The following is a 21497-nucleotide window of genomic DNA, read 5'->3' as shown; positions in this document are numbered from 1 at the left end:
CCGGTCGGAGGACCTCCATGAAACGCATGCTCGGCACCGTCGCGGTGCTCGTCCTGTTCACGTCTGCCTGCGGCAGCGAACCCCCGAACGGCGACACGGACTTCACCGTCGAGCAGACCACGGCAACCCCGACACCCACACAGGCGACGCCGGAGGCGCCCGGCAGCTCCAGCGACCTGGTCATCAAGCCCGGAGCGATCGGCCCCGTGAATGCCGGCATCACGAAGGACGAGGCCGTCGCCACCGGACTCTTCGACGCGGACGTCAAGGGCGTCGAGGGCTGCACGTTCGAGCTGCAGTGGAAGAAGGAGTTCGCGGGCGTCGACGTGCTGACCCGAGAGGACGGCAGCATCGGGTCGCTCGGCGTCACGGCCGTCGGACCCAAGACCGAGGAAGGCATCGGCGTCGGCAGCACGCTCGCGGACGTCAAGGCGGCATACCCCGAGCTGTCGGCCGTCTCCAAGGCAGGCTTCGACCAGGCCGGCGCGTTCCTGTCGGCGGGCGACGACTACATCGGCTTCCTGTTCGGTGACGCGACACCGTCGACCATCAAGGACTCGTCGAAGGTGTCGTTCATCGAGGTCACGCACGGCAAGCGTCCGGAGCTCATGCGCAGCGGTTGCTGACTCCGCCTCGTGGACCTCAGGCGTGGGCGACCGCGGCGAGCGCCTCGGGCAGGGTGAACGCGCCGGCGTACAGGGCCTTGCCGACGATGGCGCCCTCGACGCCGACACCGGTCAGCGACGCGATCGCGCGGAGGTCGTCGAGGCTCGACACGCCGCCGGAGGCGACCACGGGCTTGTCGGTGATCTCGCACACCTGGCGCAGCAGGTCGAGGTTGGGCCCGGTGAGGGTGCCGTCCTTGGTGACGTCGGTGAGGACGTAGCGGGCGCAGCCGTCGCGCTCGAGCCGTTCCAGCACCTCGAACAGGTCTCCACCCTCCTGCGTCCAGCCACGCGCCGCCAGCGTCGTGCCGCGCACGTCGAGGCCCACCGCGATCTGGTCGCCGTACTGGCCGACGACCTTGCGGCACCACTCCGGGTTCTCGAGCGCGGCCGTGCCGAGGTTGACGCGGGTGCAGCCGGTGGCCAGTGCCGCCTCGAGCGAGGCGTCGTCGCGGATGCCACCCGACAGCTCGACCTTGACGTCGAGCCGGTCGACGACGTCGGCGAGGAGCTCACGGTTGGAACCCTTGCCGAACGCGGCGTCGAGATCGACGAGGTGGATCCACTCCGCACCGTCGGACTGCCACTGCAGGGCTGCGTCGAGCGGGGATCCGTAGGTCGTCTCGCTGCCGAGCTCGCCCTGGACGAGGCGCACGGCCTGTCCATCGGCGACGTCGACGGCGGGGAGGAGTTCGAGGGTCACGCAGGCGATCGTATCTGTCGCCGTCGGCCCCTACGGTGGTCGGTATGAAGCTTCTCCTCGTTCCCGGATTCTGGCTCGGTGCATGGTCGTGGGACCGCATCTCCCCCGCACTCGAAGCCGCCGGCCATGACGTCACCGCGCTCACGCTCCCCGGCCTCGAGTCGGTCGACACCGATCGCGCCGGCATCGGCCTCGCCGAGCACGTCGCGGCGGTCGTCGCCGAGATCGACCGGGCAGACGGGCCTGTCGTGCTCGTCGGGCACAGCGGCGGCGGCACGGTCATCCACGCTGCGGTCGACCAGCGCCCCGATCGGGTCGCACGAGCGGTCTACGTCGACAGTGGGCCGCTCCCCCACGGCACGCCCACCAATCCCCACCTGCCCTCCGACGGTGCGGACCTCCCGCTGCCGGAGTGGGACGTCTTCCGCGCCGACGGATCGCACGACCTCGACGACTTCACCGAGGCGCAGCTCGCCGACTTCCGCGAGCGCGCCGTGCCGCATCCCGCGGCCGCCGCCCAGGATCCCCAGGTGCTGTCCGACGACGCGCGCTACGGCGTGCCGATCACTCTCATCACGACGACGTTCACGCAGGAGCAGATCGACACCTACACCGAGGCGGGCGAGGACTACTTCGCCGAGCTGCCCAAGATGAAGGACGTCACGATCATCGAGCTGCCGACCAGTCACTGGCCGCAGTTCACCAAGCCCGAGCAGCTCGCCGAGGTGCTGCGCGACGCGATCTGAGCGCTGGATGCCGGGGATCGTCCCTTCGGCCACCGGCGCGCTCCGCTTTTGTGACAAACAGTCCCGAAATGGCTGATCGATGGGTTAGAGTCCCCCTACCCATCAACCAGGACAGGATCTCCATGCGCATCATCAGCCAGCTTCTCGGCACCGGCATCGTGGCCACCGCACTCGTATCCGCGGTCGCCACGTCGGCTGTCGCCCAGGAGACCACGGTCAAGGACCTGCGAGCCGATGTCGTCCAGTACAGCGTCGACGACGACCTTGACCCCGGCACGATCCTCGACGGCCCGACCAGCATCGCCACCGGGATCGACGCGACGAGCGCCCGTGTCAAGCACACCAAGAAATCCGTGGCGATCCAGATGCGATTCGCAGACCTCACCACGGACAAGACCTTCACGTATGCGGGCATCCGCGTGCGGGGCGCCAAGACCTGGCCAAGCTACTGGGTCCAGAGCAACGGCTCAAAGACCAAGGGCGCGGTGTACGACCGCAACTTCAAGCGACTCTGCTCCGCAACATTCACCACCAGGTCAGGCGAGAGCGGATGGATCAACGTCGTCGTACCGCGCAGCTGCATCAACAAGCCCAAGGAGATCAAGGTCAAGGTCTGGGTGGTTCGCGAGCCTCAGCAGGACCCCGACGACGTCCAGACGTTTCTCGAAGAGAGCGTCTCGCCGACGACCTACAAGTCAGCGAGCTGGACGACGTGGCTCAAGTCCAGCTGACCTGACCTGGGCTCGCGTCGCTAGAGCGTCGCGAGCCAGTTCTTCAACAGCTGGGACCCGGCGTCACCGGACTTCTCCGGGTGGAACTGCGTCGCCCACAACGGCCCGTGCTCGGCGGCCGCGACGAAGCGGTCCCCCGCGTAGTCGGTCCACGTCACGGCCGGCGCCGGCATCGCCGGTGGCTGGGTGAGCACCCAGTCACGGACGCCGTAGGAGTGCACGAAGTAGAACCGCTCGTCCTCGATGCCGGCGAACATCCGTGAACCCTCACCGGGCTCGACCGTGTTCCAGCCCATGTGCGGCACGATCGGCGCCTGGAGCCGCTCGACGACGCCGGGCAGCTCGCCGCAGCCCTCCGTGCGTACGCCGTGCTCGATGCCCTCGGCGAACAGGATCTGCATGCCGACGCAGATGCCGAGCACCGGTCGGTTGGCGATCAGGCGGCGCTCCACGATGCGTACGCCGTCGACCGCCACGAGCCCACGCATGCAGGCCTCGAAGGCGCCGACGCCGGGCACGAGCAGCCCGTCGGCCTCGATCGCGGTGGCCGCGTCGCTGGTGAGGATGGCCTCGGCCCCGGCGCGCTCGACGGCACGTACTGCCGAGCGGAGGTTCCCAGAGCCGTAGTCCAGCACCGCAACGCGGGGCCGACCCGTCACAGCCGGTGCCCTCCCCCTGCTCGCAGAGCTCGCGGGGGGACCCCCAGCTGGCGCTCGGTCACAGAGCACCCTTCGTGCTCGGGATCCCCGATTCGCGGGGGTCGATCGCGACGGCGTCACGCAGCGCACGCGCGACCGCCTTGAACTGCGCCTCCGCGATGTGGTGCGGATCGCGGCCGTCCAGCAGGCGTACGTGCATCGTGATGCCGGCGTGGTGGGCGATCGACTCGAGGACGTGGGCGGTCAGGGCGCCGGTGTACTGCCCGCCGATGATCGCGGTGATCTGCCGGTCCGGCTCGCCGGAGTGCACGAAGTAGGGCCGGCCCGACACGTCGACGACGGCTTGCGCGATCGACTCGTCGAGCGGCACGAGCGCGTCGCCGTAGCGCCGGATGCCGACCTTGTCGCCGAGCGCCTCGCGGATCGCCTCACCGAGGCAGATCGCGGTGTCCTCGACGGTGTGGTGCGCGTCGATGTGCAGATCGCCTTCGGACTTGACCGTCAGGTCGATCAGCGAGTGGCGCGAGAACGCCGTCAGCATGTGGTCGTAGAAGCCGACACCCGTCGAGATGTCGTTGATGCCTGATCCGTCGAGGTCGATCTCGACCACGACGTGCGACTCCGAGGTCTTTCGCTCGATGCGCGCAGTGCGGGTCATCGGGTCACCTCCAGGAGTGCGTCTCGGAACGCGGTCATCTCGTCCGGCGTGCCGATCGACACGCGCAGCCATTCTAGGGGTCCGACCTCGCGGATCAGGACGCCGTGGTCGAGCAGGCCCTGCCAGACCGCGTGCCGGTCGTCGAACCGCCCGAACAGGATGAAGTTGGCGTCGGACTCCGCGACCTCGAATCCCTGCTCGCGCAACCAGGTCGCAGTCTCGTCGCGGGTGACCCGGAGGGCGTCGACCTGCGCCAGCAGCTCGTCCTCGTGCCGCAGTGCAGCGGTCGCAGCGGCCTGGCTCACCGCTGAGAGGTGATAGGGCAGGCGCACGATGCGCAGCGCGTCGATGATCGCGGCGTCCGCCGCGACGTAGCCGAGCCGGCCACCGGCCAGTGCGAACGCCTTGCTCATCGTGCGGGTCACCAGCAGCCGGGGGAACTCGTCGAGCAGCTCGAGGGCGCTCGGGGTGCCGTCGCGCCGGAACTCCGCGTAGGCCTCGTCCACCACGACGATGCCGGGCGCCGCCTCGACGATCGCGCGCGTGTGTGCCGGGTCCAGCGCGGTGCCGGTCGGGTTGTTGGGCGAGGTGAGGATCACGACGTCGGGACGTTCGGACGCGATGAGCTCGAGCGCCGCGTCCACGTCGAGGCCGAAGTCGTCTCGCCTTCGCCCGGCGACCCAGCGGGTGTGGGTGTTGCGGGCGTACTCCGGATACATCGAGTACGTGGGGGCGAACGACACCGCGGTGCGGCCCGGGCCGCCGAACGCCTGCAGCACCTGCTGCATGATCTCGTTGGAGCCGTTGGCTGCCCACACCCGGTCCGCGGTCAGTCCGTGGCCCAGGTAGGCCGCCAGGGCCGTGCGCAGTGCGGTCGCCTCGCGGTCGGGATAGCGGTTGAGCGACAGGGCGGCATCACGCACCGAGTCACCGATGTCCTTGGCGACGAGCTCGCTGGGACCGTAGGGGTTCTCGTTCGTGTTGAGCTGCACCGGGACGTCGAGCTGAGGTGCGCCGTACGGTTCGTCGTCGCGGAGCTCGTCGCGGATGGGCACCCACGCGGGCAGCGGCATCAGCGGGACATCCGGATCGACACCGCCGCGCCGTGCGACGGCAGGTTCTCCGCCTCGGCGAGCGTCACGACGTGATCGCCGACCTCGCGAAGCGCCGCCTCGTCGTACGTGACGACGTGCATGTTCTTGCAGAACGCCCGCACCGAGAGTCCCGAGGAGTGGCAGGCGCAGCCCGCGGTGGGCAGGACGTGGTTGGAGCCGGCGGCGTAGTCACCCAGTGACACCGGCGTGTGCGAGCCGACGAACACCGCACCGGCGTTGACGATCCGGGTGGCGACGTCCGCGGCGGCGACGGTCTGGATCTCGAGGTGCTCGGCCGCGTAGCCGTTGGCAACCTGGACGGCCTGGTCGACGTCGCGCACGAGCACGGTGGCCGACTGCTGGCCCTCGAGCGCCGTGCGGATGCGGTCGGCGTGCTTTGCCGAGCCGATCTGGTCGAGCAACGCCGAGTCGACGGCGTCGGCGAGCCGCTCGCTGTCGGTGATCAGCACGCTCGCCGCCATGGGATCGTGCTCGGCCTGGCTGATCAGGTCGGCCGCGACGAACGCCGCGTCGGCCGTGTCATCGGCGATGATCGCGATCTCGGTGGGGCCGGCCTCGGCGTCGATGCTGACCGTGCCCTGCAGGTAGCGCTTGGCGGCGGCGACGTAGATGTTGCCCGGCCCTGTGATGAGGTTGACCGGACGGCACTCCCCTGCACCGTAGGCGAACATGGCCAGTGCCTGGGCTCCTCCGGCGGAGTAGACCTCGTCGATCCCCAGCAGGCCGCACGCCGCCAGGATCGTCGGGTGGGGCAAACCGCCGAACTCGGCGTTGGGCGGGCTCGCGAGTGCGATGCCGGGCACTCCGGCGACCTGGGCGGGAACGGCGTTCATGATCACGGTGCTGACCAGCGGCGCCAGGCCCCCGGGGACGTAGAGGCCGACGCGCTGCATCGGGACGATCCGGCGCTCGACCGTCGCGCCCGGTGCGACATCGGTGACGAGCGTGCGCTCGAGCTCTGCCTGGCAGGTCTGTCGCAGCCGGCGGATCGACTCCTCGAGGCCCGCCCGGATGTCGGGGGCGAGCGACTCGAGGGCTTGGCTGATCGCGGCGGCCGGGACCCGGAGCTGCGCAGGGCGTACGCCATCGAAGCGCTCCCCCGCGTCGAGCACCGCATCGGCACCGCGCGACTTCACGTCCTCACAGATCGGCCGCACCGCGGCCATCGCGTGCTCGACGTCCATCTCGGCGCGCGGCACAGCAGCGCTGTAGACCCATTGCCACTCGTCGGCATCGGGCTCCAGATTTCGCAGGTCGAGACGTCGCATCACGACGCCAAGTCTACGGACGGGCTACCGTGGGTTGGTGGCCGCCAACAAGAAGCCCACCGACGCAACGCCTGCGTTCGTCGCGCTCCATCGCGCCAACATCCCGTTCACTCCCCACACGTACGTCCACGATCCACGTGCCGACTCGTTCGGCATGGAAGCCGCAGCAGCACTCGGGGTCGAGCCGGGACGGGTGTTCAAGACGTTGATGGCCGAGATCGACGGCGAGCTGTGCGTCGGCATCGTGCCCGTCATGGGTTCGCTCGACCTCAAGGCGCTCGCCGATGCCCTGGGAGGCAAGCGCGCCCAGATGGCTGATGCGGCACAGGCGCAGCGGGCGACGGGCTACGTCATCGGCGGGATCTCACCGCTGGGCCAGAAGCGCAAGCACCGGACCGTGATCGACAAGACCGCAGCGCAGTGGCCGACGATCTTCGTGTCGGGCGGCCGCCGGGGCCTCGAGGCCGAGCTGCAGCCGAGCGACCTGATCCTGCTGACCGAGGCTGTCGTCGCCCGCATCGCCCGCTGAGGCAGCGCGGTCAGTAGGTCCGGGCGAGCTCGTCGCGCGTCGTGACGATCAGTGTCGTGCCGATCAGACCGACCAGACCGAAGACCGGCCACGCCAGGAACGGGGCGAGACCGTCGATCGCCAGCCGCGCCGGGACGTGGTCACCGACCGCGACGTCCTTGACCGACGAGGGGTCCGGCGGACCGAGGTGGACGCCGACGCGCCAGGCGATCACCGAGGCGCCGGCCGTGGCCAGGACCACGAGCGGTGTGGTCACCCAGCCCATGTCGCGCAGCGACCAAGCCAGGACACCGCCGAGCAGCAGTGACGCCACGATCCCGACCACGACGAACACGACGATGACCGCGAACTGGCCCTCGGACGCGGCCTCGCCCATCGACAGGGACGTCCGAGTGACCTCCCACTCGGCCGGGCTGGCCAACCGCTCCCACACGCAACCTGCCGCGACACCCACAAGGAGCATCGCGGCGGCAGAGAGCAGAAGTCTTCTCAGGAGAGGCAATGGGGGCCCAGCAGCTCTTTCAGGTCGGCGATCAACGAGGACGACTGTGCCACACGCAGGCTGTCGTCGAGTCGCATGACCTTGGTCGAGCCGTTGCCGATCAGGCGCAGGTGCACCTCGGAGACGCCCGGGTGTGCCGCCAGCACCTGCTTGAAGGTGCTGATCGTGTCGGTCGTGCAGCGGGCCACGGGCAGGCTGACGACCAGCGGACGGTCGGGCCCGCCGGTGTTCATCGCCGGGAGGGTGACCTCGAGCGCGTTGAGCTCGACCCCCTCGTCCTTGCGGCGGACCCGGCCCTTGACGACGACGATCGTGTCGGGGATCAGCACCGGCATGGCGAGCTGGTAGGCGCCCGGGAACACCATGACCTCGATCCCACCCTCGAGGTCCTCGATCGTGACCGAGGCCCACGAGTCGCCCTTCTTGCTCATGCGTCGTTGGACCCCGGTGATGAGGCCGCAGATGCGCACGGTGCTGCCGTCGGGCCGATCGAGGTCGGTGAGCAGCTCGCCGACCGTGCAGTCGCTGCTGGCGCGGAGCACGTGCTCGAGCCCTTGCAGCGGGTGGTCGGAGACGTAGAGGCCGAGCATGTCGCGCTCGAACGCCAGGAGCTGGGTCTTCTCCCACTCCGGCATCGTGTCGGGCACGTCGACGGTGCCACCGGCGAAGGCGTCGTCCTCGCCGCCGAACAGCGAGTCCTGGCCGATCGCCGCCTGGCGCTTGAGGTCGATGTAGAGATCGACGCCTTCCTCGGCGACCGTCGTCAGGGCGCGGCGACGGTGACCGAGCGAGTCGAACGCCCCGGCCTTGATCAGGGAGTCGAGCACGCGCTTGTTGCAGACGAGCGTCGGCACCTTGCTGAGGAAGTCGTTGAAGTCGGTGTAGGGACCGCTCTCGGTGCGTCCTTCGACGATGCCGGCGACGACGTTCTCGCCGATGTTGCGGATCGCCCCGAGGCCGAAGCGGATGTCGGCGCCGACCGACGCGAAGTTGGAGACCGACTCGTTGACGTCCGGCGGCAGCACCTTGATGCCCATGCGGCGGCACTCGTTGAGGTAGATCGCCGACTTGTCCTTGTCGCCGCGCGTGCTGGTGAGCAGCGCGGCCATGTACTCGGCCGGGTAGTTGGCCTTGAGGTAGGCGGTCCAGTAGGAGATGACGCCGTAGGCCGCGGAGTGCGCCTTGTTGAACGCGTAGTCCGAGAACGGCAGCAGGATGTCCCACAGCGTCGTGATCGCCTTCTGGGAATAGCCGCGCTCGAGCATGCCGGCCTGGAAGCCGGCGTACTGCTTGTCGAGCTCGGACTTCTTCTTCTTGCCCATCGCGCGGCGCAGGTTGTCGGCTTGTCCGAGCGAGAACCCCGCCAGGACCTGCGCGATCTCCATGACCTGCTCTTGGTAGACGATCAGGCCGTAGGTCTCGCCGAGCACCTTGGCGAGCGGTTCCTCGAGCTCGGGGTGGATCGGGTCGATCGGCTCGCGCCCGTTCTTGCGGCGGGCGTACTTGTTGTGCGAGTCCGCGCCCATGGGCCCGGGCCGGTAGAGCGCACCGACGGCCGAGATGTCCTCGAACTTGTCGGGCTTCATGCTGCGTAGGAGCGCTCGCATGGGACCGCCGTCGAGCTGGAACACGCCCAGCGTGTCGCCCCGGGCCAGCAGGTCGTACGTCGCCGGGTCGTCGAACGTCAGGTCCTCGAGGACCAGGTCGATGTCGCGGTTGCGTTTGATGTTCTCCAGGGCGTCGTCGAGCACCGTGAGGTTGCGCAGGCCCAGGAAGTCCATCTTGACCAGCCCGAGCGCCTCGCACATCGGGTAGTCGAACTGGGTGATGATCGCGCCATCCTGCTCGCGCTTCATGATCGGGACGATGTCGATCAGCGGGTCGCTGGACATGATGACGCCCGCGGCGTGGACGCCCCACTGGCGGACCTGGCCCTCGAGCCCCAGCGCCGTGTCGTAGATCTTGCGGACGTCGGCGTCGTCCTCGTACATGCGGCGGAAGTCGGCACCGTCGCCGTAGCGCTTGTGGTCCTTGTCGAAGATGTCCCGCAGGGCGACGCCCTTGCCCATGACGTCGGGCGGCAACGCCTTGGTGATGCGCTCGCCGTGGCCGAACGGGTAGTCCATGACGCGGGCGGCGTCCTTGATGGCGGCCTTGGACTTGAGCCGGCCGAACGTCGCGATCATCGCGACGCGCTCCTCGCCGTACTTGTTGCTGACGTAGCGGATGACCTCGCCCCGCCGGCGCTCGTCGAAGTCGATGTCGAAGTCGGGCATCGAGGGACGCTCGGGGTTGAGGAAGCGCTCGAAGATCAGGCCGTGGGTCAGCGGGCAGAGGTCGGTGATCCGCAAGGCGTAGGCGGCGATCGAGCCGGCACCCGAGCCGCGACCAGGACCGACGCGGATGTTGTTGTCCTTGGCCCAGTTGATGAAGTCGGCGACCACGAGGTAGTAGCCGCAGTAGCCCTTCTCGCGGACGACGTCGAGCTCCATCTCGGTGCGCGCGCGGACCTCGTCGGTCAGCTTGTCGCCGGGATAGCGCGACTCGATGCCCCGCCACACCTCCTTGACGAACCAGCTCTCCTCGGTCTCGCCGGCGGGGATGTCGGCCCGCGCCATGTAGCCGCCGTTGGACTCGGTGAACTCGACCTCGCACCGCTCGGCGATCAGCAGCGTGTTGTCGCACGCCTCCTTGAGGTCGAACCGGTCCTCCCAGAGGTCGCGCATCTCCTTGGCCGACTTGATGTAGTAGCCGCCGCCGTCGAGCCGGAAGCGCTTGGGGTCGGCCAGCGTCGTGCCGGTGCCGATGCACAGCAACGCGTCGTGCGCCTCGGCGTCCTCGGGCGCGACGTAGTGGGAGTCGTTGGTGGCGATGACCGGCAGGCCGAGGTCGGCCTTGAGCCGCAGGAGCCCCTCACGTACGCGGGCCTCGATCTCGAGCCCGTGCTCCATCAGCTCGAGGAAGAAGTTCTCCTTGCCGAAGATGTCCTGGAACTCCGCGGCCGATGCACGCGCCTTCTCGTAGTTGCCGATGCGCAGCCACGTCTGGATCTCGCCCGACGGGCAGCCCGTGGTCGCGATGAGGCCCTTGCCGTAGCGCTGCAGCAGGTCGCGGTCGGCGCGCGGCTTGCGGTACTGCCCCTCGAGGCTCGCGTAGGACCCGATGCGGAACAGGTTGTGCATGCCCTCTGTCGTCTCGGAGAGCAGCGTCATGTGCGTGTAGGCGCCGCGTCCGGAGACGTCGTCGTCGCCGCCCTTGTTCCACTGCACGGCCTTCTTCTCGGTGCGCGGGATGTTGGGCGTGAGGTAGGCCTCCATGCCGATGATCGGCTTGATCCCGTGCGCCTTCGCCTTGCTGTAGAAGTCGTAGGCGCCGTGCAGGTTGCCGTGATCGGTCATCGCGATCGCCGGCATCTCGAGCTCGGCGGTGCGTTCGAACAACGGGTCGAGCAGGGCGTGGCCATCGAGCATCGAGTACTCCGTGTGCACGTGCAGGTGCACGAATGGCGAGTCGCTCGACATCGAAAAATGGCCTCCTCGGCGCGATCGTGGGGGAAGGGCTCCAGCCTAGTCGAGGGGCCTGACGCTCCGGACCAACACGGACCGTGTCGTCCCGCCACCACGCTCAAATTGTCCTTCCGGGCGCATGTCGACTACACCTGAGTGGTGACCGACGACAAGCAGAAGTTCACGACCGTCGACGAGTACGTCGAGGCAGCGACGTACGACGTCGAGCCGCGGCTCGCCGAGACCCGGCGCATCATCCGCGCCGCGCTGCCCGACGCCGAGGAGACGATCAGCTACAACATCCCGGCCTACAAGCAGGACGGCGTCGTCGTGATCCAGTTCGCGGGCCACACCGAGCACACGTCGCTCAACCTGTTCCCCACCGCGGCGACGTACGCCCGGTTCGCCGACGAGCTGGCGCCCTACCGGACCAGCAAGTCCGCGATCCAGCTGCCGCTCGACCAGCCGCTGCCGGTCGACCTCATCGACGCCATCGCACGGTTCCGTGGCGAGGAGGTCGCAGCGTTCGTGTCCCGCAAGCAGGCCGGGCGGTGATCGGCGTGTAGGTGGCGGAACGGCGTACCTGTCGGCCATAATCAGGCAGCACTCGTCGGACTTCAGGGGGAATCATGACGCTGCACGCCGAGCTCGTGGCCGGGCCGATCGGACCCGACACGATCCGCATCCCGGGCCAGCCCGCACAGCTTCGCAGCGCCGTGCAGGGGCTTCGCGGCCTCTGCCGACAGGTCGACCAGGCGAGTGACCAGCTCAAGCAGGCCAACCCGCCGGACGGTGAGCGCGGCAGGATCGTCCTTGCGCTCTCCCACGCGGCGCAGCGCACCGGTCGTACGCTCGACGCCGACTCGCAGCAGCTCGAGACGCTGGCCGATGCGATCGATCACGCCGCCGACGTGCTCACGCACTCGCAGGACGGTGTCGGCGACCTCAGCCGGCGGTGGCGCCAGGCCCGGGACGCGTTCCGCGACGCCCTGCACGGCCACAAGAACGCGCCGGCCAACGTGGAGGCGCTCATCCATCACATCGACTCCGACGCCGCGGGCGCCCACCTGACGCAGCTGAAGCGACAGGCCGGCGTCACGTTCGCCGACGGCTCCGGTGGTGCGCACGCCCAGGCGATGCTGCTCGAGGACGGCAGCGCGGTCGAGCAGGCCATCACGGCCTACCGCCACACGGTCCGGGGGCTCGTCGACGAGTACGCCGACCTGGTCCAGAAGGCCAAGACCGCTGACAACCAGGTCGACGAGAAGCTCCCGCGCCACCAGAACGTGGCGTTCGAGGAGTCCGGCGACCACGACGACGGTGGGGCCCACCACACCATCTCGGGCCCGGCGGCCGTACGCGCTGTCGGCGACGTGATCCACGAGGCCGCCCGCGCGCTCGACCAGGCCGAGCACCGGCTCGAGGACATCCGGCTCGCGATCCGGGCCGGTCGGATGCTGCCGGACGACGAACGGGTCGGCAGCAACGACGGCTTCAAGCGTGACTGGACGAACCACTTCGACCAGGTGCGGCACATGCTCAACGCGGCACGCCGGGCCGGTGACCTCGCGGCCGATCGGCTCAGGGACGCCGACGACCACGGAGCTGCCGACGTACACCAGGCCCTCCGCGCCGCCGACTGACTCCGCGCCTTCGGGTCAGACCTGCCGGTAGGTGCTCAGGAAGTTGCCGAGCCGCTGGATGGCCTCGGCGAGGTCGCGAGCCCACGGCAGCGTGACGATGCGCAGGTGGTCGGTGTCCGGCCAGTTGAAGCCGGTGCCCTGGGTCAGCAGGATCTTCTCCTGCAGCAACAGATCGAGCACGAGCTGCTGGTCGTCCTTGATCGGGTAGACGTCAGGATCCAGGCGCGGGAAGGTGTACAGGGCACCCTTGGGGGTGACGACGCTGACGCCGGGGATCTTGCGCAGCTCGTTGACGGCGGTGTCGCGCTGCTCCAGCAACCGCCCGCCGGGCAGGATGAGCTCCTTGATCGACTGGTAGCCGCCGAGCGCGACCTGGATCGCGTTCTGGGCCGGGACGTTGGGGCACAACCGCATCGAGGCGAGCAGCGTGATGCCCTCGAGGTAGTCACCGGCCCGCTCCAGGGGCCCGGTCACGACGAGCCAGCCGGCGCGGTAGCCGCACACCCGGTACGCCTTGGACAGGCCGTTGAACGTCAGCGTCAGCACGTCGGGCGCGACGCTCGCCAGCGGGATGTGGACCGCGTCGTCGTAGAGGATCTTGTCGTAGATCTCGTCGGCCATCAGGACCAGGTCGTGCTTGCGGGCCAGGTCGGCGATCGCGTCGAGCGTCTCGCGGGAGTAGACCGCGCCGGTCGGGTTGTTGGGGTTGATCACGACGATGACGCGGGTGCGGTCGGTGATCTTGGACTCGAGGTCCTCGAGGTCGGGGTTCCAGTCGTTGTCCTCGTCGCACCGGTAGTGCACCGGCACCCCGCCGGCGAGGTTGGTGACGGCGGTCCACAGCGGATAGTCCGGCACCGGCACGAGGACCTCGTCGCCGTTGTCGAGCAACGCCTGCAGCGCCATCTGGATCAGCTCGGAGACGCCGTTGCCGATCCAGACGTCGTCGATGTCGATCGTCGGGAAGCCCTCTTGCAGCTGGTAGTGGTGCACCACGGCGCGCCTGGCCGACTGGATGCCACGCGAGTCGGAGTAGCCGGCTGAGCTGGGCAGCGCCGCGATGACGTCCTGCAGGATCTCCGCCGGCGCGTCGAACCCGAACGGCTGGGGGTTGCCGATGTTGAGCTTCATGATCCGGTGGCCCTCGGCCTCCAGGGCGGCGGCTCGTGACGCGACGGGTCCACGGATGTCGTAGAGGACATCCCTCAGCTTCTCGGACTGGCGCACGATGCTCATGGACTCATTGTCCACGACCGCGGCAGCTGCCCGAGCAGGTGTCGTCCTCATGACACCCGCCCCGACGGCCGGACTTGTGCCGGAGGCGGACCGTGCCGTACGTTCTTGAAACGAAACCGTACCGTTTCATCCGTACAGGAGAGTCCCCATGTCCCCCGCAGCCCAGCAGGCATCTGCCGGCACCTCGACGCGCCCACGTGTCGAAGGCGGGCGCGAGCAGGAGATCTTCGACGCCACGCTCCAGGTGCTGGCCGAGGTGGGTTACGACCGCCTGACGCTGGACGCAGTCGCCGCCGAGGCCAAGGCATCCAAGGCGACGCTCTACCGTCGTTGGAACGGCAAGGCCCAGCTCGTCATCGACGCCCTGATCGCCCACATGGGCGAGCCGGTCGTCACCGACACGGGCACCCTGCGCGGGGACCTCATCGCGACCTACTGCGGGATGGGCGGCGTCACCGACCGTCAGCAGATGGCGCTCGTCGGAAGTCTGATCACCGCGGTCAGCCGGGACCCGGAGTTCGCGGAGGTCTACCGCCGCGACGTCGTCGCCCCCAAGATCGCGGTGAACGACGCGATCTTCGAGCGCGCGAAGGCACGCGGCGAGATCGCCGCCGACGTCGACCTCGCGCTGGTCAGCCCGTGCCTGCCGGGCATCGTCCTGCACCGCCTGTTCTTCCTCGGCGAGACACCCACCGAGGACCTGATCACCCGGGTCATCGACCAGGTCATCATGCCGGCCGTCACTCGCGGCTGAGCGCACTGCCACCACCACACAGAAGGAATCCCATGACCGACGTCGAATCACTCGATCCTGCGGAGTCGAGCGCTCCCGAGACCGCCCCTGCCCCGCACGCGGGGCTCGCCCTGGTGCTGATCCTCATGGCGCAGCTGATGGTGGTGCTCGACGGCACCATCGCCAACATCGCCCTGCCCTACATCGGGACCGACCTGGACATCTCGCAGGCCAACCTGACGTGGATCGTCACCGGGTACGCCTTGGCATTCGGCGGCCTGCTCCTCCTGGGCGGCCGTCTCGGTGACCTCTACGGGCGCCGCCTGCTCTTCATGAGCGGCCTGACCCTCTTCGCGGTCGCCTCGCTGCTGGGCGGCCTCGCCCAGAACGAGGGCCTGCTGCTCGGCTCGCGGGCACTGCAGGGCGTGGGTGCGGCCATGGCTGCCCCCGCCGCTCTCGCACTGATCACCACGACGTTCCCGGCGGGCCCGCAGCGCAACCGTGCCATGGCGGCGTACGCCACGATGTCCGGCATCGGTGCGGCGATCGGGCTGATCCTCGGCGGCTGGCTCACCGGCCTCGACCAGCCCCTGGGCGTCGACGGCTGGCGCCTCACGTTCCTCATCAACGTCCCGATCGGCCTGCTGGCCGCCCTCGCCGCCCCGCGCGTCCTGCGGGAGTCGGAGAAGCACACCGGCTGGCTCGACATCCCGGGTGCCGTCACCGGAACCCTGGGCCTGCTCGGGATCGTCTTCGGGCTGTCCCGCGCCGGTCAGCAGGCGTACGGCTGGGACCACGTCCAGACCATCGCCTCCCTGGCGGCCGGCATCATCCTGCTGGTCAGCTTCGTGGTCATCGAGTCGCGCGTCGAGCACCCGCTGCTGCCGACCCGCATCTTCGCCAACCGCACGCGGGCGACCAGCTTCGTCGCGATGATGATCGCGCCCGCGGCGATGTTCGCCATGTTCTTCTACCTGAGCCTGTTCATCCAGCAGGTCATGGGCTACTCGTCGCTCAAGGCGGGCTTCGCCTTCCTGCCGTTCTCGTTCGGCATCGTGATCGGCGCCGGCGTCGTCTCCAACCTGGTCAGCAAGGTGGCTCCGCGGTTCCTCGCCGGCATCGGCACGCTGCTGGCCGCGGTCAGCCTGTTCATGTTCTCGCGCATCCCGATCGACGACTCCCCTGCTGGCGCGCTGGCATCCGCTGCCCGCGGGTCGGCCGACGTCTCCTACTGGGGCCACGTCTTCCCGTACGTGCTCGTGATGGCGATCGGCATGGGCATGGTGTTCGTGCCGCTCACGCTGACCGCGGTGCACCACGTGCAGGCCGAGGACTCGGGCATCGGGTCCGGAGTGCTCAACACGATGCAGCAGGTCGGCGGCGCGCTCGGGCTCGCCGTGCTCAGCACCGTCGCGTTGCACTTCTCCGGCAACTCGCTGGACCAGGCCACCGGACCCGTGTCGAAGGCCGCGAGCGATCCCGGCCTGGCCGAGCGGGCCCTGTTCTTCATCTCCTTCCACGACGGCGCGACCCATGCCTTCCTGGTCGCGGCGGGGCTGATGCTCGCCGCCTCGGCGATCATCTGGGTGTTCCTCGACGTCAAGCACACGGAGCTGGCCACCGATGGTCCCGAGGCCATCCACGTCGGCTGACTTCGCCTCACATGACGACGGCCCGGCTCGTGGATCGAGCCGGGCCGTCGTGCGTGCGGTTCAGTCGAGGTCGCGCACGACCGCGAGTGCCGCGTTGAGGTCGTCGGGGTAGTCCGAGTCGAACTCGACGTAGTCCCCCGTGCGCGGGTGCAGGAAGCCGAGCTTCTTGGCGTGCAGCCACTGGCGGTCGAGCCCGACCTTCTTGGCCAGCGTCGGATCGGCGCCGTACATCAGGTCGCCGACGCAGGGATGGTGCAGCGCGCTCATGTGGACGCGGATCTGGTGCGTGCGGCCGGTCTCGAGCTTGATCGTCAGCAGGCTGGCGTAGCGGTGCGCCTCGAGCGTGTCGTAGTGCGTGACGCTCTCGCGTCCGCCGTCCTTGACCGTGAACTTGAAGTCGTGCTTGGGGTGCCGGGCGATCGGCGCGTCGATCGTGCCCATGTGCGGGTCGGGGTGGCCCTGCACGAGCGCGTGATAGGTCTTGTCGACCGTACGATCGCGGAACGCCTGCTTGAGCACGGTGTAGGCGTGCTCGGACTTCGCGACGGCCATCAGGCCGCTCGTGCCGACGTCGAGACGATGCACGATGCCCTGGCGCTCCGGCGCTCCGGACGTCGAGATCCGGATGCCCGCTCCGGCGAGGTGGTCGAGGACCGTGGGGCCGTACCAGCCGACGCTGGGGTGCGCGGCGACGCCGACGGGCTTGTCGACGACCACGAAGTCGTCGTCCTGGAACACCAGTCGCATGCCCTCGACCTCGGCGGCCACCACGGCGATGCGGCGCGGCGCCGGGATCGATGCCTCGAGGATCGAGCCGGGGGTGACCCGGTCGGACTTGGCCGGCGCGAAGCCGTCGAGGGTCACGTGACCGTCGGCGACGAGCTCGCTGGCGCGCGTACGGGACAGGCCGAGCAGGCGGGCGAGGGCGCTGTCGACGCGTTCGCCGGCGAGCCCTTCGGGCACCTGGATGACCTTGTGCTCGAGGTCCTCGGACGTCATGCCTTCACCTGACGGCTGCCGTCGAGGCCGATGCCGCGCCACGTGCGCCAGACGATGATGACTGCGGCAAGCGTCAGCGCGATGTCCGCGACGTTGCCGACGAAGACCCCGTAGTCGATGAAGTCGACGACGTGGCCCTTGAGCGGCGCGGGCTCACGGAAGATCCGGTCGCAGAGGTTGCCGACAGCGCCGGCGAACAGCAGGCCGAGCCCGACGGCCCACCAGCGATCGCGCAGGCGGGTGGCCATGCGAGCGACGGCGATCGACACCGCGACCGCGACGACGCTGAGCACGAGCGTGAAACCGGCACCGGTGCCGAGTGCGGCTCCACCGTTGCGGAGGAAAGACAACGACAGGACGTGCGGGATGAGCTCGATCGACTCACGGCCCTGCAGCTTCTCGACCGCGAGCACCTTGGTCACCTGGTCCACGACGAGCGTCAGGGCAGCAACCACCACGAAAAGGCGTACGTACGTGTGTGTGGCGGTCGGGCCGTGGTCGTCGCCAGGGCTCAGCGACGCTCCTCGCGCTGCTTGCATGTCATGCACAGTGTCGCACGCGGGAACGCCATCAAACGATTCTTGCCGATCGGCTCCCCGCACATCTCGCACTGGCCGTAGGTGCCCTTCTCGAGCCGGTCGAGCGCCTTCTCGGTCTGCAGCAAGAGCTCGCGCTGGTTGGCGGCAAGGGACATCTCGGCGTCTCGCTCGAGTCCCTTGGAGCCGACATCGGCCTGGTCGTTGCCGGCACCGTCGACGCCGTCACGCAGCAGGTCCTGCAGCTCGCGAGCCGACTGGTCGAGCTCACCGCGCAACCTCACGAGGTCGGCCTCGAGCTCGGCACGGACGGCCTTGGTCTCGGCGGCGGTCCAGGGCTTCTCGTCGGCTCGAACGGCGAGCTTGGTGTTTGGCATGCACGAAGATTAGACCCCCGCTGGGGCAAAGCCAACTCGCACCGCCGCCGTGTCGCCGCTGGTCACCCGTAGAATTGAAGGTGTGACCCAGCACGCGTCCTATCGCCCCGTCCCCGCCCACGTCGATCTGCCGGCGCTGGAGCGCGACATCCTCCAGCTGTGGGCCGACCAGGGCACGTTCGCAGCGAGCCTCGACACCCCTGACGACGCCCCTCGCTGGACGTTCTACGAGGGTCCCCCGACCGCCAACGGCACGCCCGGCACGCACCATGTCGAGGCCCGCGTCTTCAAGGACGTCTTCCCACGGTTCAAGACCATGCAGGGCTATCACGTCGATCGCAAGGCCGGCTGGGACTGCCACGGCCTGCCCGTCGAGATCGCGGTCGAGAAGGAGCTGGGCTTCAACGGCAAGCCCGACATCGAGGCCTACGGCATCGCCGAGTTCAACGCCAAGTGCCGTGAGGCCGTGGTGCGCAACGTCGATCTCTTCGAGGAGATGACGGACCGCATGGGCTACTGGGTCGACATGGCCAACCCCTATCGCACGATGGAGTCGTCGTACGTGGAGAGCGTCTGGTGGGCGCTGTCGACGATCTTCGACAAGGGCCTGCTGACCGAGGACTTCCGGGTCGCGCCCTACTGCCCCCGCTGCGGCACGACACTGTCCGACCACGAGCTCGCGCAGGGCTACGAGACCATCACGGACCCGTCGGTCTACGTACGGTTCCCGCTGACCTCAGGTCCGTTGGCCGGCAAGGCCTCGATGCTCGTCTGGACCACGACCCCCTGGACACTGGTGTCCAACACGGCCGTCGCGGTCAACCCCGACGTCACCTACGTCACGGCGACCGACGGCAAGGAGACACTCGTCGTCGCCGAGCCGCTGCTGGCCAAGGCACTCGGCGAAGGCTGGGAAGCCACCGGCGAGTCGTTCAACGGCAAGGACATGGAGCGCTGGACGTACCAGCGGCCCTTCGAGCTCGTCGAGTTCCCCTCGCCGGCGCACTTCGTCGTGCTGGGTGACTACGTCACGACCGAGGACGGCACCGGCCTGGTGCACCAGTCCCCCGCGTTCGGCGCCGACGACATGGCGGTCTGCAAGGCGTACGACCTGCCGGTCGTCAACCCGATCACGCCCGACGGCCACTTCGAGGCCGACGTGCCGCTGGTCGGCGGACAGTTCTTCAAGACCGCCGACCGCGTGCTGGCCGACGACCTCGCCTCGCGCGGCCTGATGTTCAACGAGCTGGCCTACGAGCACTCCTACCCGCACTGCTGGCGGTGCCACACGCCGCTGATGTACTACGCGCTCCCCGCCTGGTACATCCGCACCACGACGATCAAGGACAAGCTCCTCGCAGAGAACGCCGGCACCAACTGGTTCCCCGAGACGATCAAGAACGGCCGCTACGGCGACTGGCTCACCAACAACATCGACTGGTCGCTGTCACGCAGCCGCTTCTGGGGAACTCCCCTGCCGATCTGGCGCAACGACGAGTACCCCAGCAAGCTGGTCTGCGTCGACTCGTTGCGGGAGCTGTCGGAGCTGACCGGGCGCGACCTGACCGACCTCGACCCGCACCGCCCGTTCATCGACGAGGTGACGTTCGAGATCGAGGGCCAGTCCGGCACCTATCGCCGCGTCCCCGACGTCATCGACGCGTGGTTCGACTCCGGGTCGATGCCGTTCGCCCAGTGGGGCTACCCGCACGTCGAGGGCTCCAAGGAGAAGTTCGAGCAGGCCTACCCGGCGCAATACATCTGCGAGGCGATCGACCAGACCCGCGGCTGGTTCTACTCCCTCATGGCGGTCGGCACGCTCGTGTTCGACCAGAGCTCGTACGAGAACGTCGTGTGCCTCGGCCACATCCTTGCCGAGGACGGCAAGAAGATGAGCAAGCACCTCGGCAACATCCTGCTGCCGATGCCCCTCATGGACGAGCACGGCGCCGACGCGCTGCGCTGGTTCATGGCGTGCTCGGGCTCGCCGTGGTCGCCGCGCCGCATCGGCCACACCGCGCTGTCGGAGATCGTCCGCAAGGTTCTCCTGACCTACTGGAACACCGCCGCGTTCCACGTGCTCTACGCCCGCACCGAGGGCTGGACGCCGGCCGACGGTGAGGTGCCGCCCGTCGCCGAGCGCGAGGTGCTCGACCAGTGGCTGCTGTCCGAGCTGCACACCCTCACCCGCGACGTCACGGCGTCGCTCGAGACATTCGACACGCAGGCCGCCGGCGCACGCATCGCGACGTTCGTGGACGACATGTCCAACTGGTACGTCCGCCGGTCGCGCCGCCGGTTCTGGCGCGGCGACGCCGCCGCGTTCGCCACGCTGCACGAGACGCTCGACGTGCTGACCCGCCTCATGGCACCGCTGACCCCGTTCATCGCCGAGCGGGTCTGGCAGGACGTCATCCTGCCGGTCACGCCGGACGCCCCGCCGTCGGTGCACCTGGCCACCTGGCCGGTCGCCGACGAGTCGCTGATCGTCGAGGGCCTCGGTGCCCGCGTCGACCTCGCCCGGCGAGTCACCGAGCTCGGCCGCGCCGCACGTGCGGAGGCGAAGGTTCGTACGCGCCAGCCGCTGCGCCGCGCCCTCGTCGCGTCAGGCGCCTGGCAGCAGCTCGGCGAAGACCTGCGCGGCCAGGTCTGCGAGGAGCTCAACGTCGGCTCGCTGGAGTCGCTGGCGGATGCCGGCGGCGACCTCGTCGACCACTCGGCCAAGGGCAACTTCCGCAACCTCGGCAAGCGGTTCGGCAAGCAGACGCCGCAGGTCGCGGCTGCGATCGCCGACGCCGACGCGGCCGGGCTCGCCGCGTCGCTGAGCGCCACCGGCACCGCGACGATCGACCTCGACGGATCGCCGGTCGAGGTCGGGCCCGACGACGTGATCATCTCCGAGCGGCCCCGCGAGGGCTGGTCGGTCGTCAACGACCAGGGCGAGACCGTCGCGCTCGACCTCGAGCTCGACGACCAGCTGCGGCTCGCCGGCTTCGCCCGCGAGGCGATCCGGGTCATCCAGGAGGCACGCAAGACGTCGGGCCTCGACATCAGCGACCGCATCACGCTGTCCTGGACGGCGTCGGGGCAGATGGCTGACGCGCTACGGGCCCACGACGCACTGATCGCCGACGAGGTGCTGGCCACCTCGATCACCGAGGCCGCCGGTGCCTCGGACTTCACCGACGAGGAGCTCGGCTTCGGCTTCACCCTCGCCAAGGCCTGACGCGCGCACAACC

The 21497-nt window shown here is 69.0% G+C and carries 20 protein-coding genes; 9 read left to right on the top strand and 11 right to left on the bottom strand.

Annotated features, from left to right (window positions below; translation table 11 throughout):
- The first annotated feature begins 17 nt into the window (after positions 1–17).
- Positions 18–626 carry a hypothetical protein gene (locus tag ASE12_RS01080; protein ID WP_157412767.1) on the top strand — a complete coding sequence of 203 codons (609 nt, stop codon included), beginning with the start codon at positions 18–20 and terminating at the stop codon, positions 624–626.
- Between the two features lie 16 nt (positions 627–642).
- Here ASE12_RS01080 and priA read toward each other — a convergent pair whose 3' ends face one another.
- Complete coding sequence (gene priA / locus ASE12_RS01075) at positions 643–1368, bottom strand: bifunctional 1-(5-phosphoribosyl)-5-((5-phosphoribosylamino)methylideneamino)imidazole-4-carboxamide isomerase/phosphoribosylanthranilate isomerase PriA (protein ID WP_056395805.1); 726 nt, start codon at positions 1366–1368, stop codon at positions 643–645.
- A gap of 44 nt (positions 1369–1412) precedes the next feature.
- Here priA and ASE12_RS01070 point away from each other — a divergent pair, with 44 nt between their 5' ends.
- On the top strand, positions 1413–2114 hold the full coding sequence (locus ASE12_RS01070; protein ID WP_056395801.1) for an alpha/beta fold hydrolase: 702 nt from the start codon (positions 1413–1415) through the stop codon (positions 2112–2114).
- 122 nt (positions 2115–2236) lie between these two features.
- Positions 2237–2845, top strand: coding sequence for a hypothetical protein (locus ASE12_RS01065; protein WP_056395797.1), 609 nt, complete (start codon positions 2237–2239; stop codon positions 2843–2845).
- A gap of 20 nt (positions 2846–2865) precedes the next feature.
- Here the strand turns inward: ASE12_RS01065 and hisH are convergent, their stop codons facing one another.
- The 4 genes from hisH to hisD are packed head-to-tail and all read right to left on the bottom strand — an operon-like array spanning position 2866 to position 6548.
- Positions 2866–3504: an imidazole glycerol phosphate synthase subunit HisH gene (gene hisH / locus ASE12_RS01060; RefSeq protein ID WP_056395794.1), complete on the bottom strand. Its 639-nt coding sequence runs from the start codon at positions 3502–3504 to the stop codon at positions 2866–2868.
- 58 nt (positions 3505–3562) lie between these two features.
- A complete protein-coding gene (gene hisB / locus ASE12_RS01055; RefSeq protein WP_056213368.1) occupies positions 3563–4162 on the bottom strand; it encodes an imidazoleglycerol-phosphate dehydratase HisB in 600 nt (199 codons plus the stop codon).
- Positions 4159–5235, bottom strand: a complete 1077-nt coding sequence (locus ASE12_RS01050) for a histidinol-phosphate transaminase (protein ID WP_056395792.1) — start codon at positions 5233–5235, stop codon at positions 4159–4161. Before ASE12_RS01050 ends, hisB begins: the two co-directional genes overlap by 4 nt.
- The gene (hisD, locus tag ASE12_RS01045) at positions 5235–6548 is read right to left on the bottom strand and encodes a histidinol dehydrogenase (RefSeq protein ID WP_056395790.1); all 1314 of its coding nucleotides are present in this window, start codon (positions 6546–6548) and stop codon (positions 5235–5237) included. The genes ASE12_RS01050 and hisD overlap by 1 nt, the downstream gene beginning before the upstream one ends.
- 34 nt (positions 6549–6582) lie before the next feature.
- On the opposite strand from hisD, the gene ybaK reads away from it, so the two are divergent.
- Positions 6583–7074, top strand: a complete 492-nt coding sequence (gene ybaK, locus ASE12_RS01040) for a Cys-tRNA(Pro) deacylase (RefSeq protein WP_056395786.1) — start codon at positions 6583–6585, stop codon at positions 7072–7074.
- Between the two features lie 10 nt (positions 7075–7084).
- Here the strand turns inward: ybaK and ASE12_RS01035 are convergent, their stop codons facing one another.
- The gene (locus ASE12_RS01035) at positions 7085–7507 is read right to left on the bottom strand and encodes a hypothetical protein (RefSeq protein ID WP_157412766.1); all 423 of its coding nucleotides are present in this window, start codon (positions 7505–7507) and stop codon (positions 7085–7087) included.
- 56 nt (positions 7508–7563) lie between these two features.
- On the bottom strand, positions 7564–11097 hold the full coding sequence (dnaE, locus tag ASE12_RS01030; protein WP_056395781.1) for a DNA polymerase III subunit alpha: 3534 nt from the start codon (positions 11095–11097) through the stop codon (positions 7564–7566).
- A 144-nt stretch (positions 11098–11241) separates the two neighbouring features.
- Between dnaE and ASE12_RS01025 the strand changes: the two genes are divergently transcribed.
- Both ASE12_RS01025 and ASE12_RS01020 read left to right on the top strand, forming a co-directional pair.
- Positions 11242–11637, top strand: a complete 396-nt coding sequence (locus ASE12_RS01025; protein WP_162255456.1) for an iron chaperone — start codon at positions 11242–11244, stop codon at positions 11635–11637.
- 74 nt (positions 11638–11711) lie between these two features.
- Entirely contained in the window at positions 11712–12725 is a 1014-nt protein-coding gene (locus ASE12_RS01020) for a hypothetical protein (protein ID WP_056395773.1), read from the top strand.
- Between the two features lie 15 nt (positions 12726–12740).
- Here the strand turns inward: ASE12_RS01020 and ASE12_RS01015 are convergent, their stop codons facing one another.
- Positions 12741–13961 (bottom strand): pyridoxal phosphate-dependent aminotransferase, encoded by a 1221-nt coding sequence (locus tag ASE12_RS01015; RefSeq protein ID WP_157412765.1) that lies wholly within the window; start codon positions 13959–13961, stop codon positions 12741–12743.
- Between the two features lie 148 nt (positions 13962–14109).
- Here ASE12_RS01015 and ASE12_RS01010 point away from each other — a divergent pair, with 148 nt between their 5' ends.
- Both ASE12_RS01010 and ASE12_RS01005 read left to right on the top strand, forming a co-directional pair.
- A complete protein-coding gene (locus tag ASE12_RS01010) occupies positions 14110–14715 on the top strand; it encodes a TetR/AcrR family transcriptional regulator (RefSeq protein ID WP_056395766.1) in 606 nt (201 codons plus the stop codon).
- Positions 14716–14747: 32 nt separating this feature from the next.
- Positions 14748–16346, top strand: a complete 1599-nt coding sequence (locus tag ASE12_RS01005; protein ID WP_056395763.1) for an MFS transporter — start codon at positions 14748–14750, stop codon at positions 16344–16346.
- Positions 16347–16406: 60 nt separating this feature from the next.
- Here ASE12_RS01005 and ASE12_RS01000 read toward each other — a convergent pair whose 3' ends face one another.
- From ASE12_RS01000 to ASE12_RS00990, 3 genes are read right to left on the bottom strand one after another with little or no spacing between them, the layout of a single operon-like run.
- On the bottom strand, positions 16407–17345 hold the full coding sequence (locus tag ASE12_RS01000) for an RluA family pseudouridine synthase (RefSeq protein ID WP_056395760.1): 939 nt from the start codon (positions 17343–17345) through the stop codon (positions 16407–16409).
- Complete coding sequence (locus ASE12_RS00995) at positions 17342–17884, bottom strand: signal peptidase II (protein ID WP_082582004.1); 543 nt, start codon at positions 17882–17884, stop codon at positions 17342–17344. Before ASE12_RS00995 ends, ASE12_RS01000 begins: the two co-directional genes overlap by 4 nt.
- Positions 17857–18258 carry a TraR/DksA C4-type zinc finger protein gene (locus tag ASE12_RS00990; RefSeq protein ID WP_056395757.1) on the bottom strand — a complete coding sequence of 134 codons (402 nt, stop codon included), beginning with the start codon at positions 18256–18258 and terminating at the stop codon, positions 17857–17859. The genes ASE12_RS00995 and ASE12_RS00990 overlap by 28 nt, the downstream gene beginning before the upstream one ends.
- 82 nt (positions 18259–18340) lie before the next feature.
- On the opposite strand from ASE12_RS00990, the gene ileS reads away from it, so the two are divergent.
- Entirely contained in the window at positions 18341–21484 is a 3144-nt protein-coding gene (gene ileS / locus ASE12_RS00985; RefSeq protein WP_056395756.1) for an isoleucine--tRNA ligase, read from the top strand.
- Positions 21485–21497 lie beyond the last annotated feature (13 nt).

This window comes from Aeromicrobium sp. Root236 (assembly GCF_001428805.1).
GTDB lineage: Bacteria > Actinomycetota > Actinomycetes > Propionibacteriales > Nocardioidaceae > Aeromicrobium.
Note: the sequence above shows the minus strand (reverse complement) of the source record. Positions and strands in the feature narration are given on the sequence as shown.

What these genes read in the sequence shown, in the direction of transcription:
- hisB (WP_056213368.1), bottom strand. Translation starts at nt 4,162, where the DNA reads ATGACCCGCACTGCGCGCATCGAGCGAAAGACCTCGGAGTCGCACGTC.
- ASE12_RS01010 (WP_056395766.1), top strand. Translation starts at nt 14,110, where the DNA reads ATGTCCCCCGCAGCCCAGCAGGCATCTGCCGGCACCTCGACGCGCCCA.
- ASE12_RS01050 (WP_056395792.1), bottom strand. Translation starts at nt 5,235, where the DNA reads ATGCCGCTGCCCGCGTGGGTGCCCATCCGCGACGAGCTCCGCGACGAC.
- ASE12_RS00995 (WP_082582004.1), bottom strand. Translation starts at nt 17,884, where the DNA reads ATGCAAGCAGCGCGAGGAGCGTCGCTGAGCCCTGGCGACGACCACGGC.
- ASE12_RS01080 (WP_157412767.1), top strand. Translation starts at nt 18, where the DNA reads ATGAAACGCATGCTCGGCACCGTCGCGGTGCTCGTCCTGTTCACGTCT.
- ASE12_RS01015 (WP_157412765.1), bottom strand. Translation starts at nt 13,961, where the DNA reads ATGAGCATCGTGCGCCAGTCCGAGAAGCTGAGGGATGTCCTCTACGAC.
- ASE12_RS01005 (WP_056395763.1), top strand. Translation starts at nt 14,748, where the DNA reads ATGACCGACGTCGAATCACTCGATCCTGCGGAGTCGAGCGCTCCCGAG.
- ASE12_RS00990 (WP_056395757.1), bottom strand. Translation starts at nt 18,258, where the DNA reads ATGCCAAACACCAAGCTCGCCGTTCGAGCCGACGAGAAGCCCTGGACC.
- ASE12_RS01070 (WP_056395801.1), top strand. Translation starts at nt 1,413, where the DNA reads ATGAAGCTTCTCCTCGTTCCCGGATTCTGGCTCGGTGCATGGTCGTGG.
- dnaE (WP_056395781.1), bottom strand. Translation starts at nt 11,097, where the DNA reads ATGTCGAGCGACTCGCCATTCGTGCACCTGCACGTGCACACGGAGTAC.
- ASE12_RS01065 (WP_056395797.1), top strand. Translation starts at nt 2,237, where the DNA reads ATGCGCATCATCAGCCAGCTTCTCGGCACCGGCATCGTGGCCACCGCA.
- ASE12_RS01000 (WP_056395760.1), bottom strand. Translation starts at nt 17,345, where the DNA reads ATGACGTCCGAGGACCTCGAGCACAAGGTCATCCAGGTGCCCGAAGGG.
- ASE12_RS01020 (WP_056395773.1), top strand. Translation starts at nt 11,712, where the DNA reads ATGACGCTGCACGCCGAGCTCGTGGCCGGGCCGATCGGACCCGACACG.